The following is a 15108-nucleotide window of genomic DNA, read 5'->3' as shown; positions in this document are numbered from 1 at the left end:
TTAAACCAGTAGTTCTTTGATCACTTTTGCTGGTTCGACACCAGTGAGCTTTTGGTCCAGTCCCTGGTATTTAAAGGAAAAGCGGTTGTGGTCGATTCCCAACATCCGCAATACGGTAGCATGGAAGTCGCGGATATGGACCGGATCTTTGACAATGTTGTAAGAGAAATCGTCCGTCTCACCATAGATGGTGCCAGGTTTTGCCCCGCCACCTGCCATCCACATTGTGAAGCACCGTGGGTGGTGATCGCGACCATAGTTCTTCTTGGATAACCCACCCTGGCTGTAGACGGTGCGGCCGAATTCCCCACCCCAGATGATCAGGGTGGAATCAAACAAACCCTGATTCTTCAGATCCTGAATCAGCCCACTGAGTGGCATATCCACATCGCGGCATTGTGATGGAAGGCGGCCAGCAACATTGCCGTGGGTATCCCAGTTATTGAGATAGACCTGGACAAAACGCACCCCTTTTTGGACCAGGCGACGGGTTAACAACAGTGTATTCGCAAATGTACCGGGCTTCTTGACTTCGGTACCATACAGATCCATGGTTTTCTGGTTCTCTTTGGTCAAGTCGGTCAGTTCAGGCACACTTGCCTGCATGCGGAAGGCCATTTCGTATTGCTGAATCCGGGTTTGTGTCTCCGGATCACCCAGCTTCTGGTAGGTAAGCTCATTCAGCGCCTTCAACCCATCGAGTGTTTTCCGACGCAGATCATCCGAGACACCTGGGGGATTGTTCAAGTACAGAATCGGATCACCAGAACTTCGGAACGAAACACCTGCGTGCTGGCCAGGCAGATAACCACTGGACCATAATCTGGCGGAAATGGCCTGAATCTGCTCTGTGTTACTCGGCTGGGCAACCAGCACCACAAAGGTGGGCAGATTGGAATTCATCGAACCCAGTCCGTAACTGGCCCACGATCCCAGGCACGGGCGACCTGTGACCTGATTTCCCGTTTGCATATAGGTGATTGCTGGTTCGTGGTTGATTGCTTCCGTGTGCATCGTGCGGATGAAACAAATATCATCAACTCGCTTGGCCAGTTCGGGAAGCAATTCACTGACCCACATTCCGGATTTGCCATGCTGGGCAAACTTGAACATGGACGGTGCAATAGGAAACCGTGCCTGACCGGAAGTCATGGTGGTTAACCGTTGACCATTACGCACAGATTCTGGTAAATCTTTGTCGTAAAAATCATTCATCTTGGGTTTGTAATCAAACAAATCCATTTGCGAAGGGCCCCCCACCATGTGAAGGTAGATCACATTCTTCGCGGTGGCTGGGAAGTGCGTCATCGGCAGTGCCGCATTTTCACCTGTTGGAGAGGGCAATAATTTGTTCAATGGAAAAGCATTCGCACCCAGGGTTGCTAACGCAGCTGTTCCCAGACTGAGCCCCATCGAAGCAAAAAATTGCCGACGAGTTTCCAGTGATGCCCATTCCTGAAAGGTTCGTTCGCCTTTCACATTGTTCAATTCAATACGCATTGTTGGCTCCAGTATTTTCAGGAAGGCAGGTTATTTGTTTAACACTTCATCAAGGTTCATCAACTGATTAATCAACAAGGTCCAACTTGCCAATTCGTTGACATTCACATTCGCTGGCAATGGGAACTCGCCCACACTTAACAGTTTCTTAGCTTCTTCAGGCTGTTTTGCGTAAGCAGCCTTCAGGTTCGTCAGACTGTTCCGCACAATTGGTAATTCCTGGGTGGTGAAAGGTCTGCCCAGAAGGCGGTACGCGATGTCAGACAGACGTTGCTCATCACCATTTATCTGTGCCAGTACTTTGGTTGCCATGGCCCGTGCGGCTTCCACGAGTTGTGGGTCATTCAATGTCACCAGTGCCTGCAACGGGGTATTAGTGCGTTCACGGCTTACCGCACAGGTTTCGCGGTTTGGTGCATTCATAATATCCATACTTGCTGGTGGTGCAGCACGCTTCCAGAAAGTATACATGCTGCGACGATAGAGATTCGGGCCGTTATCCTGCTTGTAGTTGCGGGTGTTGCTGCCTGGCATCGCCACTGCTTCCCACACACCTGTGGGTTGATACGGTCGCACACTTGGACCACCAATAGTTTTCACCAGCAGATCACTACTGCTTAACGCGTAATCGCGGATCATTTCGGCATCCATGCGAAACCGCGGTCCACGAGAAAGATATCGGTTGTCGGGGTCCTTCTCCAGCTTTTCTGGTGTCGCCTGAGCCGACTGGCGATAGGTATTGCTCATGAAAATCAGTTTGTAGAATTCTTTGATGTTCCAGCCTTTGTCGCGGAATTCTAAAGCCAGCCAATCCAGCAGTTCCGGATTGGTAGGTAAGGTGCCGGTAATGCCAAAGTCACCAGGAGTTGAAACAATCCCACGACCAAATAATTCCTGCCAGAACCGATTTACAGTGACGCGTGCCGTCAGAGGGTGGTTTGGTTCGAAGAGCCAATTTGCAAACCCCAGGCGGTTCGTGGGTAGCTCTTTCTTCATCGGTGGCAGAACTTTCGGCACATTTGCTGAAACTTTCTGACGACGTTCGTTGTACTCCCCTCGGTGCAGAATGAATGCTTCAGGTGGGGTGGTTTTTTCGTTCATCACAAAGGCTTTCGTGCCACGTGCAAGAATGGGGGCTTTCTCCGCTAAAACGGTGGCGACTTCCTGCGATGCTTTTGCGTAATCAGGCACATATTTCTGCATCCACCAAGTCAGGAATTCTCGTTGCAAATTGCCGGTCAGACGATTTGCAGGCAGACTGGCAAGATATGCGGTTCGGGTTAATTGATTCAATTCCGCCACATCACGCAGTCCGATAGCTTTCGAGTAAACTCGCAAATCCTGTAACCGGATGTCGATCGCTTCGGAATCAGCACTTCTCCCACCAATTCGTAACGGAACATCTGTATTAATTGTCTCGGTCAGATTATCATTCAGGATCTTCACTTTGTCATTGAACTCACCATTGACAAAGATCCGTATGCCACTTGCTTTGCCAGATCCATCGTAACTGAAACCAACATGATACCACTTGTTCTGATCAAGTTCCTCGTCAAGTATCACTTTGATTGCGTTTCCGGGCCAGTTGTTAATCAGATGGACGTTCAGTTTGCCTCCGCTCATTAAAATGTCCCAGCCACGGAAACCTGGGCCAGCTTCCATACGAGAAACCAGTGCACCCGACATTCGTCGTTTCGGCATCAGCATCCACATACTGACGCTGAACGGCTGATCGCGGTCAAATTGACCTGCATCGTCAATTTCCAGACGTAGACCCGCGGAATAGTTCAACGAATGATCCGCTACCTGACCGGGTGCCCAGCGAAGTGGTCCTCCCGCAGTAATCTGACGAAGTTGCCCGTTGGATACCACAGTGATGCGATCAGCTGCATTATCTGCCAATAAAGCATGAAACTGCAAATCCTTACTTGGAATCATACCATAAACGCCGCCCGCTTTTTTCTGCTTCAGCCATTCTTCCATCGGCTTTTGATTGTTTTGAAAAAGTCCTTCAAGGCGAGCTTTCGCGGTTTCTTCCTGTTTCAGAAGTGCCTGCCATTTTGCTCGGTCTTCCCGCAAAGGCACTTCAATCACTGGTGGGGTGTTTGGAATATTGCCATCCCGAGCTCCCTGGGTGGTATTGTTGAAAAATGCCGCCAGAGAGTAAAAGTCGCTCTGAGAAATCGGATCAAACTTATGATCGTGGCATACCGCACAACCAGCGGTCAGACCCAGCCACACGGTAGAAGTGGTTTCTGTGCGATCGCGTGTATACAGAACCAAATACTCTTCATCAATCAGGCCACCTTCGTTGGTGGTAATATTGCATCGGTTGAAGCCTGAAGCGATTTTCTGTTCCAGCGTTGCATTGGGAAGTAAATCCCCTGCCAATTGCTCGATACTGAACTGGTTGAATGGCATATTCTGGTTGAATGCGTCAATTACCCAGTCGCGGTAGGCCCACACTTCGCGGAAATTATCAAAATGGATACCGTGGGTATCGGCATAGCGGGCAGCATCCAGCCAGTAACGTCCACGATGTTCTCCCCACGCGGGTGATCTCAGGAAGCGATCAATCAGCTTTTCGTACCAATCTGGTGATTGATCCTGAAGTACTGCTTCAACTTCTTCTCGAGATGGTGGCAAACCTCGAATATCCAGAGACAAGCGCCGAACAATTGTCGAACGATCAGCTTCGGGTGCGGGCTTCATCCCACGCTTTTCGAGTTGGGAAAGGACAAAATAGTCGATTGGATTGCGAATCCAGGTAGGATCATTCACTTTGGGGAGTGCGGGCCGCACGGGTGGGATGAACGACCAATGCAGTTGGTACTCCGCACCTTCCAGGATCCATCGTTTGATGATTTCTTTCTGTTCCAGCTTCAGCACTTTGTGGGAAGAAGGAGGGGGCATCATTTCTGTACGATCAGTGCTGATCATCCGGAGATAGAGTTCGCTTTCCATTGGCTTGCCAGGCACAATCGCGGCAGTGCCAGAATCCCCACCTTTGGTGGCAAATTCTGCCAGATCCAGACGCAGGCCTGCCTTCCGTGCGGCACTATCCGGTCCGTGGCACGCAAAACAACTATCCGCCAGAATCGGCCGGATGTGCTGGTTATATTCCAGTTTGTCTGCAGCATGTAAACAGGAAACCAGCAGGAGACCAGCTACAAAAACAGAGAGGAACTTCATGCTTCATCCTTTCAAGGTGTCGAAAAACTATGCAAAACGGGCGGCGGGATTATCTGCAAATAACAATATGGGCAATATAAGTTCATTTTACCGAATAAACGGCGAAAACACAACTAAGAAACCTCTCACCAATCAACAGAAATGCAGTGAAAAGGTGGGGATTACAACGAAAATGACGGCAGATAAATAACAAATTTACTATATAAATAGTTAAAAATAAAGCAGATTATTCGCCTTTTGCTGCACGCACATAGGCTGCAAAGTTCTCGACGGGTGTGCTTTTGTCGACCCCATGGTTCAAATTCAGAATATGGTGGTGCCCCGCACCTTCTGTCAGGCAGTTGAATACTGCTTCTTTAACTTCTTCTACAGTTCCAGTTTGCAATAAATCGGAATCAACATTCCCCTGGTATACCATTTCTGGATATTGTTCTTTCGCCTGCTTCAACGAGTGACACCTTCCAAGGCTGATTGCATCTGGTTTGGTTGCCACCATTTTATCCAGATACGGGCCTTCTTTGACAAATAATATTCGTGGGACCTGATTCGCACCAGCAAGAATCGTTTGATGGTACGGCTGGGCCCAAAGATCGTATTCGGTTTCGGTTAAGCCACCAGCCCATGAATCGAACAACTGATAGGCTGCCGCACCGTGCGAACTCATCATGTTGAGGAAATCGATCGTGGCACCCTGCAATTTTTCCAGCAATGCCTGCCATACCACGGAATTTTCCGCAGCAAAGCGACGTGTTGCGTCCATTTCTTTCCCCGTACCAATGCAATAGGTGGCCACAGTAAATGGGGCACCGGCAAAGGCCAGGATCGGCAGCTCATTTTTTAATGATTTTTTCACAATATCCAGCAAATCCAGAATGTGGCGGTACTGATCCTCATCTGGGCTGGCGAACAACTTCTCCACATCGGCCAGTGTGCGAATCGGCTCGTGCGGCATCGGTCCCACGTGGGGCTTCAACTCAAATGGCAGTCCCATGGCGTAAGGAATGGTGGTGATGTCGTAAAACAGAATGATTGCATCAACACCAAACCGCTTCGGGCACAGGCTTGCTTCTGCGGCCAGATCAGCCCGAGCTGAAAACTCAAAAAAGCTTAATCCTTTACGAACTTTTTGAAACTCTGGATCCCACCTGCCTGCTTGTCGCATCGCCCACACGGGAGCACGTTCCACGTGCTCCCCACGAATGGCCCGAAGTATCAAATGTTCTGGTTGTTTTTCCGACATGGATGGCCCTTTAGCAGTCAATCATTCACCCGCAGGCAGAATTGAATGTTTTACTGAAAAGTGGCAGTTTCGGGCTTTGTACCGATGTATAAAGTGGCAATTCCCAGGGTAAAAGGCCGGAAATTCACTTGATCAAAGCCTGTTTCACGCATAATGGTGGCCAGTTCCTCACCATCGGGAAACTCCATCGTGCTTGCAGGCAGGTACACATAAGCACGGTCTTTGCTTCGCGAAACAAGTTGCCCCAACGTGGGGAGGACAAATTTAAAGTAGGCCCGATAGGCTCGTCCCATCAACCAGTGCTTTGGTTTGGAAAATTCCAGCACGGCAAGCTTCCCACCTGGTTTCAAAACACGCAACATTTCAGACAGTCCCTGCCGAAAATTGGTGACATTGCGTAAACCAAAAGAAATGCTGACGAGATCGAAGGAATTATCTTCAAACGGCAGGTGCTGGGCATCGCACTGCACAAAAGGGATTGGATACCCCAGCTTTTTGGCCTTTTTGACTGCCAGCCCGAGCATTTCTGCCGAAAAATCCCCACCAATAACTGGAAATTGGCCCTGCGTGCGTTGGTGATAGGCGAATGCCAGATCGCCCGTACCTGTGCACAGATCCAACATTCGTCCATGTGTCAAAGGCACCAGTTTTGTTACCCGTTTTCGCCACAATTTGTCGACGTGGGCACTCAACAGGTGATTCAGAAAGTCATACGTCGGTGCGATTTCATCAAACATTCTCTGAATACGCACTTCGCGGCGATCTAACAGTTCTGACATCGATTCAGTTCTCAATTTCGTTAATCATAAGATAGTAACCGCAGTGAAATGACAAAAATCAACCAGGAATTTGGAATCGAACCAATGTTAACCAAAGAAGGATGCGAAGCGAGACGAGCACGTTTGTGGAATCTGTTGGGGAAATCCTGGATATTGCCTGAAATTGTGCTGTCTGATCCCATCCATTTGCGATACTTTGCTAACTTTCACGTCGAACCGTTCCACCTGGGGGCAGATTTTGGCGGGGTGCTGATTCTGCGATCAAATGGTGAGAACATTCTCATATCTGATACCCGCCTCCCTGCCCCAACGAAACAATGCCATGTGGATCAGCACATTTCATTAAGCTGGTACGATGGTCAATCTCCTGGAAAAGGCCCACGTCGGACATTTTTAACGAAAGAAGTTCAAAAATATGCCCCGCGTATTGATGATGGTCTGCTCGCTCCCAACGCGGGGCTGTTATACGACACCATCACACAGATGAGACGACAAAAAGACTCCGATGAAATCACCTTGCTGAAAAAGTGCATGAAATTGGGTGAAATTGGCCACGCGTGGGCGTTGCAGCACGTCCAGGCGGGCATGACTGAATTAGATGTTTACCTGGGTATCTTTCAGGCAGTTGCCCAGCACGAAGGCAGTGCCCAGGTGCTGTACGGAGATTTTGCCGTTTCGCCCGGCAGTGCCCGTCGAGGTGGGCCACCTACCAGACAAGTACTTCAGAACGGCGATATGCTGATCCTCGATTTTTCAGTGGTGCACTTCGGCTATCGGTGCGACTTTACCAATACAATCGTTGTGGGAGGTCATCCCACTGCCGATCAGATGCGGTTGTACGATGCGTGCACCGCAGCGATGCAGGCGGGTGAGGCCGAACTTCGCGCAAATGCAGAATGCCAAAGAGTTTACGACGCAGTTGCAGGGAAATTGCAGGAATACGGACTTCAAGATTACTTCCCACATCATGCAGGACATGGCCTGGGGATTCAGCACCCGGAGACACCGTATTTTGTGAAAGCCAGTTCAGAAACATTACTTGCAGGTGACGTCGTAACGCTGGAACCAGGTGTCTACGTTGACGGTATCGGCGGCATCCGCATTGAACACAACTATCTGATCACAGACGCGGGCTTCGAGCGGTTAAGCAACCACGAAATTAAATTGGTCTAATCGACATATTATCAAATTAGAATATCGCAAACTTATAAACATGAGTATAGTATAATATTGCCATGTTTGATAAATTTGATACCAACCAATTACTTGGCTGCTAAGGCATTGACCTGACGGGCTAATTGCGATTTTTTGCGTGCAACTGTGTTCTTGTGCAGAACGCCCTTTGCTGCTGCTTTGTCAAGTTTTTGCTCGGCAGCGCGCAATTCTTTAATCAGTTCTTCTCCACCAGCTTTGGTGGCTTTGCTGAAGTTCTTTAATTGAACTTTCAGGCCTTTCTTTACATTCTTGTTACGTACACGACGCTTTTCGTTCTGACGCAACGACTTTTTAGCACTTTTTGTGTGTGGCATATTCGGTAATTAATCCTAAGTGTTTATCAAATAATAATTTACAACGATTTATACGGTTACTTCACCCACTTTGAAGCGTGCAAAACCACTGGCCTGCACACCTAAAGACTGGATCAGTTGGCCCACAGTTTTGTCGGGGCTGATGACAAACTGTTGATCGAGAAGGACGTTTTCGGCCAGCCAACTCTTCATCTGCCCTTCGGCAATTTTTTCGGCAATATTCGCAGGTTTGCCAGTGGCTTCTGCTTTGGCAACAGCCAACGCCTTTTCTTTCGCAAGCAATTCTGCAGGCACCCCATCCGCATTTAGTGCAATCGGGGTGGGTTGTACAGCCGTAATGTGCATGCAGATGCTACGCAGTGTTGCTGCATCCGCTGGCCCACTCACTTGTAACAATGCCCCCACGCTGCCATCGTGGTGAATATATTCTGCAAAACTGCCACCAGTAAAACGTGCGAACCGCTGCACCTTCATATTTTCGCGGATCAAACCAATGACTTCGTTAATTCGATCCGTCACGGTCAAACCGGCATCAGTTTTCAAACCAATCAGTTCTTCAACGGTTGCGGGATTCTGATCAGCAACAACCTTGGCAATATCATTACACAACGCCTGAAACTGATCGCTTTTTACCACAGGGGCACTTTCGCAACGCATTTCCAGGATCGTGGCAATTTCTTTGGCTGCATCAATGTAAACAGCAATACGGCCTTCTGCCGTTTCATTCATCGCCCGCTTACCGCTTACTTTGCTGTTGCGCATGCGGATGATTTCAATTGCCTTTTCGATGTCGCCATCAGCTTCCTGTAATGCCGATTTGCATTCCATCATCGGCATGTCCGTTCGCTTCCGTAAATCATTCACCAACGCCGCGGTAATAGGAGTACTCATTCTGTCCTCAGCAAATATCAAATTATCTGTTGCAATGGGAAACCGCAGTTCCCCACCTTACAAACGAATGACACATTTTATCGTATCAGGTTCAAACAAACATACTAGGATGCTTGCCCACCGCTTGGTGCGGTTAAATTGTCTGTTTCACTGGCTTCAATCGGATTCGAAAGATTCTGACGCTGTCTTGAACGCCCCTGATCTTCCGGAGATAAAGCTGCTTTGCCAGCAATCGCTGCATCCGCCAAACGTCCCACCACCAGTTCAATGGCGCGGATGCTGTCATCGTTGCCTGGGATTGGCAGGTCAATGGTGTCCGGATCACTGTCGGTATCAATCAGACCGATGGTGGCAATTCCCATGCGGGCAGCTTCTTTCACAGCGATATGTTCTTTCTTGGGGTCAACCACAATAATGGCATCGGGCAGTTTCCGTAACTCCCGAATCCCCTGCAAGTTACGACGAATTTTCATCAACTCACGAGAAAGATTCGAAATCATTTTCTTGGAGTAAGTATGAATATTGGCCGTGGGTGGGGCTCGATGGATGTCGAGGCGACCCGATTCACCCATAATTTTGGTCATGTACTCATCCATGTTCGTCCGGCTGGGGTTTTCCCCATCGGGCAGCCACATGGCTTCGAGTTCTTCCAAACGTCGTAGTCGATTGCGGATGGTGCGGAAGTTGGTCAGAATACCACCTAACCAGCGTTCTGAAACGAACGGCATGCCAGCCCGGCGTGCCTGTTCTTCCACAATATCTTTTGCCTGTCGCTTGGTACCCACGAAAACAACGGAGCCACCACGGCTGCACACCTGGCTGACAAACCGATCTGCACGCAGGATACCACGCATGGTTTCCCGCAGATCGATGATGTGGATCATGTTTCTTTTGCCGTAGATATACGGCCGCATTTTCGGATTCCAGCGACTTGCTTTGTGCCCATAATGGACACCTGCATCCAACAATTCTTTGACGGTAACTACTGACACGTTGGGAAGTCCCCCTTGTACAAATACGCGAAAACCGCCCAATCTGGCGGCAACAGTGAAAAGATGTTTATAGAAACGATCACGTATGTTGGAAGTGCTGTTTCATGAAATTTTGAAAAATCCCACACTGCAAAAAATGAGATTTTGCTCATTTCTATTTTGGGTCCGCTTTCTTCACATACCCAGGTGCGGCAATGAAACTAAGTGTCTCCTTCCCATCTGCCACCTGCCAGATTTTGACTTCCCCATCGTAACCACCAGCGGCTACCAGCTCACCCTTGGTGCTGATCGCCACTGCAAAAACGTGGTCTTTCAAACCCGTGAAAGTCTTGGTATTGGTGCCCTTCTCCAGATCCCAAAGTTTTACTGTTTTATCAGCAGATGCCGTGGCACCCAATGGCAGTTTGGGGTGCTGCTTGAAGTGCAGAATTTCATCACCATGGCTTCCCAGGCCTTTGGAACCTTTCCCTTGACCGGAAAGCAACCACGACCTGACCTGTTTATCCGCACCCACGCTGTAACCGGTTTTGCCATCAGCCTTCACACCCACGCCATAGACGATGTTCTGGTGGTCGGGCATGGTCATAATGCTTTCGTTGGTCTTCAGATCCCAGATTTTTGCCGTTTTGTCCCGACTGCAACTTAGCAGGCGGGTGCCATCGGGGGTAAATCGCACGCCCATCACCCAATCGGCGTGGTTTTCAAACTCTCGTACAATTTTCCCAGAAGCAAGATCCCAAACTCGAATGATCCGGTCACACCCACCTGCGGCTAATTGCTTGCCATCGGGGCTGAGATCCAGCGCCAGCACAGAATCTTCTACTTCCAGAAGAGTTTTTTCACGCACTTTGGGATTCGCGACCCCATCCAGCACCACAACACCATTGGCGGTGGGGCCCGCAGCAGAAATGTTGTATATACAAATATCGCCTTCCTGACCTGGTCGGGCACCTGCCACAATAATGCGATTGTCATCCAGTGGAATAATCGCGTAGGCACGTTCCGCACGGGTGCGAAGCCGTTTGGCCAATTTTCCTGTTGCAACATCCCAAAAAGTGAGTTCGTGGTGTCCACTGACGATCAGTTGCTTATCATCCGTGGTAAACACCAGTGCGTTAATTACCGCAGGGAACTGATACTTTTCTGGCGGTGTCGGTGGCTGCCACCGGATTCGTAACTCCTTGACCAGATTGGCTTTCGGTTCAATTCCGCCATCCAGTTTGGCCCCTTGTTCAATCCAGGTTTTGATGATCGCCGCTTTGGCAGCAGGCACACCAGACAAATTGTCTTTCCGTGGTGGCATCCGTCGCTTTTCATCAGTGACAATCAGGTGAAACAGATCACTTTCTTTGAGCTTACCGGGTACAATACCTTCCCCACCAGCACCACCTTCTAATAGTTGCTCAAATGTTGTCATGTCATACTTGCCAGACCGTTTTTTACTGTCATGGCAGGCAAAGCAATATTCTTTGAAAATCGGCGCAACCTCTTTGATAAAGCTGACTTGCTGCGAAAAGAGTTGCCCACCGTGCGAAAGCAAGGCCAGCACGGCAATGAAAGAAAATTTGAATGTGTAGTGCACGAAAAATGGCTCCAGTGGCAGGGTATGTTCTGTATTTTGAACCGGTATTTTACACTACTCGCTACCACACACGCAACGATAAATTGCAGAACTGCGGTGCCGAAAGTACGATCGCCCGGACACATTTGAGAGAAAATACATTAGTGAAAATCGAAATCGGGTTGTTGCAACATCAACAGTTTACGGAGTACAATTTCTTCAATGGAATCCCCAAAGATGCTTGTGCTACTCAGTTCAAGTGGTTTATCAAGGGAAAAGCGACCGAGAAGTCACTTGATGAGATGCCAATTAGATACTTGTTTCTGTTGTGGAGAACTGGTTTTTGGTCTCAAAGGCCAAGATGATTGTTTTGATACGGTTTACCTTCAACCAGGCGACGAAGCCATAACAAATGGTGCATATGGTAGTTGCCATGTAAAATGCCTTCTACAAACCCGTTGGGGACCGCACTGGGCATATGTATGGCTTCGGAGATATCAAGCCAGCCCACAACTGGTTCACCTCTATCATGATGGAACATGCGTGGCGTTTGCTCACCATGAGATGAAAGATGTTTCTATTATCCGGTTAGATGGGGCGATGTGGTGGATTCGACGCCGCCAGTTCAAAACATTACGCCGAGTAGATTCTGGCTGGCAATTGCCCATTTCAGAGCAATTCAATTTTGCAGTGAGGGGCAAAGAAGACCTGATCCATCAAATTCAGGATCAGCTGGTTCAGAATGGGGTTTACCCGTTACTAAAGTTGTTGCAACAACTTGAAATCGACGACAAGCTTTACAATACAACTGCGGTTGAAAAAGGTCGGTTGAAGTTTCGGGAAGAACTTAAGCAATACTGGGGAGAATCCAGTATATCCGCATGGATTAATTATGCAGTAGCATTACCAGACCAAGTTTACAATGCATGGGAATCATGTGCAACACAATTGGGATATTTGCCGAAAAAATGATCTCCTTCGATTGATTTTGGTATGGATTTCCATGCTGCCCCATTTTTGTCAAAAGGGCGGTCTGTCATCGTTGTTACCTTTCCGATTAGCCACAAACTGTTACCCAAGCCATCTAGGCTAACACGTGGTTGTGGGATATTCTCAAAGGTATGAGTGAAATTGCCTTTCAGCGGTGTATCAATCCCGATTGCGGGCACACAGAAGATCTGTTGAGTACCCGTTTTCGCTGTTCGCGCTGCCAAAGTTTGCTGGATGTGGCCTACAATTGGGATAAAGTTGCCGTTCCACGCACATTAAAGGATTTTGAGGCAAAGTGGGCACAGCGTTATCTGCCACTCGATTTTTCTGGTGTTTGGCGGTTTCGCAGCCTGTTTCCATTCGTCCCAGATGAAAAAATTCTCACAATTGGAGAGGGGCAAACCCTCTGCCAACGTGCAGATGCGGTGGGCAAATTTACCGATATGAACTCAGGCAGGCTTTTCCTGCAATACGAAGGGATGAATCCGTCTGGCAGTTTCAAAGATAACGGCATGACGGCAGCCTTTGCCCACGCTCAATTGGTGGGAGCACATCGGGCAGCCTGTGCCAGCACTGGCAATACCAGTGCTTCACTCTCTATTTATTGTGCCGCCACCAATTTGATGCAGGCGATTATCTTTATCGGCAGTGGGAAGATTTCTTACGGCAAACTCGCACAGGCGTTAGACCATGGTGCTCTGACACTGCAAATTGCTGGCGATTTTGATGATGCCTTGGCCCAGGTGCAGGATGTCAGTGCCCAGTTGGGCATTTATCTGGTGAACAGCATCAATCCGTTCCGTCTGGAAGGCCAGAAATCGATCATGTTTCGGGTATTGGAAGCATTCCGTTGGGAAATACCCGACTGGATTGTGGTACCCGGTGGTAATCTGGGTAATACGGCAGCTTTTGGTAAAGCATTCATCGAACTGCGTGAACTGGGTCTGATTGATCATTCCCCACGGTTGGCGGTCATTAATGCCGCAGGTGCCAACACATTCTATCAATTAACCGAACGTCATCATTTGCGGTGGGATGCAGGGCGTTATGATCGCTTCACTTTGGATCGATACTGGCAACAAATGAACGAAAATAATGCCCGTGCGGATACTATTGCCAGTGCGATAGAAATTAACCGTCCGGTGAACCTGCCCAAAGCACTGCGGTCTTTGGAACGGTGCGGTGGGGTGGTGCGTGAAGTGACCGATCAGGAAATGATGGATGCTAAAGCACAGGTTGCCAAAGGTGGTCTGGGTTGTGAACCAGCCAGCGCTGCCAGTGTGGCTGGGGTAAAAAAACTACGTGCCGAAGGGATCATTGGCCGGGACGAGCGGGTTGTTTGCATTCTGACCGCCCACCAGTTGAAAGACCCCACTGCAACGGTGGCTTACCATTCCACCGATCCAAAAGTATTTGAAGAGACACTCGGGAAGCGAGGTGTGCGGCGGGCGAATTTTGCCAACCGTGCTGTTCAGGTTCCCAATCAACTCGATGAAATTGTCAAAGCGATTGAATTATATGCCTGACAACACATTCCGAGTTCGATGCACCGAACCTGGCATTGGCGTATTTCTCCCTGTTTCATGATCATTTTGTCTACTCCTTCCTGCGGAAATAAAAGTTTGTAGATTGAGAATATGAAGACAAAATTAGCGATTAATGGTGCCTGTGGGCGAATGGGGCAACGTCTGGTGGCCTTGTCCCATGAGGATTCTGTGTTTGAACTGGTGGCAGCGATTGACGCACGCCAAAGCCCCGGTTTTGGTAAGGATGCTGGCGAAGTTGCAGGGATCGGCCCAGTGGGAGTGCTGATCGGTGAAAAACTGGATCTGAATACCAAGCCAGATGTGGTGATTGATTTTTCAACCCCCGATGGGTCTTTGGCAATTACTCGAGAGTGCGTTGCCAGAAAAATTCCCATTGTGATCGCTACCACTGGGTTTTCTGATGCCCAGCGGGATGAAATTGCCACAGCTGCCCATGAAACCGCCGTGTTGATTTCGCCCAACTTCAGCCTGGTGGTCAATCTGTTGTTCAAATTGGTGACAGTTGCTGGTAAGTCCTTAGCTGGTAAAGGTTTTGACGTAGAAATCGTCGAGCGGCATCACCGTTTCAAGCACGATTCTCCTAGTGGCACCGCGATGCATTTTGCCCACCTGATTGCACAGGAGATGGGGCTGTCGCACTATGTGCATGGCCGGGAAGGATTGGTGGGCCAGCGTCGCGACGATGAAATCGGCATTCATGCGGTGCGTGCTGGTGATAACGTGGGTGAACACACCATTATTTACTCTGCACTTGGCGAAACGATGGAACTGGTGCATAAGGGGACCAGCCGCGACAGTTACGCACGTGGGGCGTTACTGGCAGCCAAGTTTCTCGCAAATCGGCCCGCTGGTCGTTACAGCATGAACGATGTTCTTGGCCTGTAAGC

Annotated in this window: 12 protein-coding genes; 4 read left to right on the top strand and 8 right to left on the bottom strand. The window is 49.1% G+C overall.

Going from position 1 to position 15108, the window contains the following annotated elements; all coding sequences use genetic code 11:
• The 4 genes from R3B84_04995 to ubiE all read right to left on the bottom strand — a co-directional run bounded on the left by R3B84_04995 (position 1) and on the right by ubiE (position 6711).
• Positions 1 to 1500 (bottom strand): DUF1501 domain-containing protein, encoded by a 1500-nt coding sequence (locus tag R3B84_04995; GenBank protein MEZ6139912.1) that lies wholly within the window; start codon positions 1498 to 1500, stop codon positions 1 to 3.
• 30 nt (positions 1501 to 1530) lie between these two features.
• Complete coding sequence (locus R3B84_04990) at positions 1531 to 4692, bottom strand: DUF1553 domain-containing protein (GenBank protein MEZ6139911.1); 3162 nt, start codon at positions 4690 to 4692, stop codon at positions 1531 to 1533.
• A 226-nt stretch (positions 4693 to 4918) separates the two neighbouring features.
• Complete coding sequence (locus R3B84_04985; GenBank protein MEZ6139910.1) at positions 4919 to 5932, bottom strand: uroporphyrinogen decarboxylase family protein; 1014 nt, start codon at positions 5930 to 5932, stop codon at positions 4919 to 4921.
• Between the two features lie 50 nt (positions 5933 to 5982).
• Positions 5983 to 6711: a bifunctional demethylmenaquinone methyltransferase/2-methoxy-6-polyprenyl-1,4-benzoquinol methylase UbiE gene (gene ubiE / locus R3B84_04980; protein ID MEZ6139909.1), complete on the bottom strand. Its 729-nt coding sequence runs from the start codon at positions 6709 to 6711 to the stop codon at positions 5983 to 5985.
• Positions 6712 to 6795: 84 nt separating this feature from the next.
• Here ubiE and R3B84_04975 point away from each other — a divergent pair, with 84 nt between their 5' ends.
• Positions 6796 to 7884: a Xaa-Pro peptidase family protein gene (locus tag R3B84_04975; GenBank protein ID MEZ6139908.1), complete on the top strand. Its 1089-nt coding sequence runs from the start codon at positions 6796 to 6798 to the stop codon at positions 7882 to 7884.
• A gap of 89 nt (positions 7885 to 7973) precedes the next feature.
• Here R3B84_04975 and rpsT read toward each other — a convergent pair whose 3' ends face one another.
• The 4 genes from rpsT to R3B84_04955 form a co-directional block, all read right to left on the bottom strand.
• Positions 7974 to 8240 carry a 30S ribosomal protein S20 gene (gene rpsT / locus R3B84_04970; protein ID MEZ6139907.1) on the bottom strand — a complete coding sequence of 89 codons (267 nt, stop codon included), beginning with the start codon at positions 8238 to 8240 and terminating at the stop codon, positions 7974 to 7976.
• A 48-nt stretch (positions 8241 to 8288) separates the two neighbouring features.
• The gene (tsf, locus tag R3B84_04965; protein MEZ6139906.1) at positions 8289 to 9131 is read right to left on the bottom strand and encodes a translation elongation factor Ts; all 843 of its coding nucleotides are present in this window, start codon (positions 9129 to 9131) and stop codon (positions 8289 to 8291) included.
• Between the two features lie 104 nt (positions 9132 to 9235).
• Positions 9236 to 10123 carry a 30S ribosomal protein S2 gene (rpsB, locus tag R3B84_04960; GenBank protein MEZ6139905.1) on the bottom strand — a complete coding sequence of 296 codons (888 nt, stop codon included), beginning with the start codon at positions 10121 to 10123 and terminating at the stop codon, positions 9236 to 9238.
• A gap of 154 nt (positions 10124 to 10277) precedes the next feature.
• Complete coding sequence (locus R3B84_04955; GenBank protein ID MEZ6139904.1) at positions 10278 to 11705, bottom strand: c-type cytochrome domain-containing protein; 1428 nt, start codon at positions 11703 to 11705, stop codon at positions 10278 to 10280.
• Positions 11706 to 11981: 276 nt separating this feature from the next.
• On the opposite strand from R3B84_04955, the gene R3B84_04950 reads away from it, so the two are divergent.
• From R3B84_04950 to dapB, 3 genes are all read left to right on the top strand, one after another.
• Positions 11982 to 12656, top strand: a complete 675-nt coding sequence (locus tag R3B84_04950; protein ID MEZ6139903.1) for a hypothetical protein — start codon at positions 11982 to 11984, stop codon at positions 12654 to 12656.
• Positions 12657 to 12805: 149 nt separating this feature from the next.
• Positions 12806 to 14200 (top strand): threonine synthase, encoded by a 1395-nt coding sequence (thrC, locus tag R3B84_04945; protein MEZ6139902.1) that lies wholly within the window; start codon positions 12806 to 12808, stop codon positions 14198 to 14200.
• A 111-nt stretch (positions 14201 to 14311) separates the two neighbouring features.
• A complete protein-coding gene (gene dapB / locus R3B84_04940; GenBank protein MEZ6139901.1) occupies positions 14312 to 15106 on the top strand; it encodes a 4-hydroxy-tetrahydrodipicolinate reductase in 795 nt (264 codons plus the stop codon).
• The last annotated feature ends 2 nt before the right edge of the window (positions 15107 to 15108 follow it).

This window comes from Zavarzinella sp. (assembly GCA_041399155.1).
In the GTDB taxonomy this organism is placed as follows: Bacteria; Planctomycetota; Planctomycetia; order Gemmatales; family Gemmataceae; genus JAWKTI01.
Note: the sequence above shows the minus strand (reverse complement) of the source record. Positions and strands in the feature narration are given on the sequence as shown.

Coding starts and splice junctions, on each gene's coding strand:
- R3B84_04975 (MEZ6139908.1), top strand. CDS start 6,796: ATGTTAACCAAAGAAGGATGCGAAGCGAGACGAGCACGTTTGTGGAAT.
- rpsT (MEZ6139907.1), bottom strand. CDS start 8,240: ATGCCACACACAAAAAGTGCTAAAAAGTCGTTGCGTCAGAACGAAAAG.
- R3B84_04995 (MEZ6139912.1), bottom strand. CDS start 1,500: ATGCGTATTGAATTGAACAATGTGAAAGGCGAACGAACCTTTCAGGAA.
- tsf (MEZ6139906.1), bottom strand. CDS start 9,131: ATGAGTACTCCTATTACCGCGGCGTTGGTGAATGATTTACGGAAGCGA.
- R3B84_04990 (MEZ6139911.1), bottom strand. CDS start 4,692: ATGAAGTTCCTCTCTGTTTTTGTAGCTGGTCTCCTGCTGGTTTCCTGT.
- dapB (MEZ6139901.1), top strand. CDS start 14,312: ATGAAGACAAAATTAGCGATTAATGGTGCCTGTGGGCGAATGGGGCAA.
- R3B84_04950 (MEZ6139903.1), top strand. CDS start 11,982: ATGAGATGCCAATTAGATACTTGTTTCTGTTGTGGAGAACTGGTTTTT.
- thrC (MEZ6139902.1), top strand. CDS start 12,806: ATGAGTGAAATTGCCTTTCAGCGGTGTATCAATCCCGATTGCGGGCAC.
- ubiE (MEZ6139909.1), bottom strand. CDS start 6,711: ATGTCAGAACTGTTAGATCGCCGCGAAGTGCGTATTCAGAGAATGTTT.
- R3B84_04985 (MEZ6139910.1), bottom strand. CDS start 5,932: ATGTCGGAAAAACAACCAGAACATTTGATACTTCGGGCCATTCGTGGG.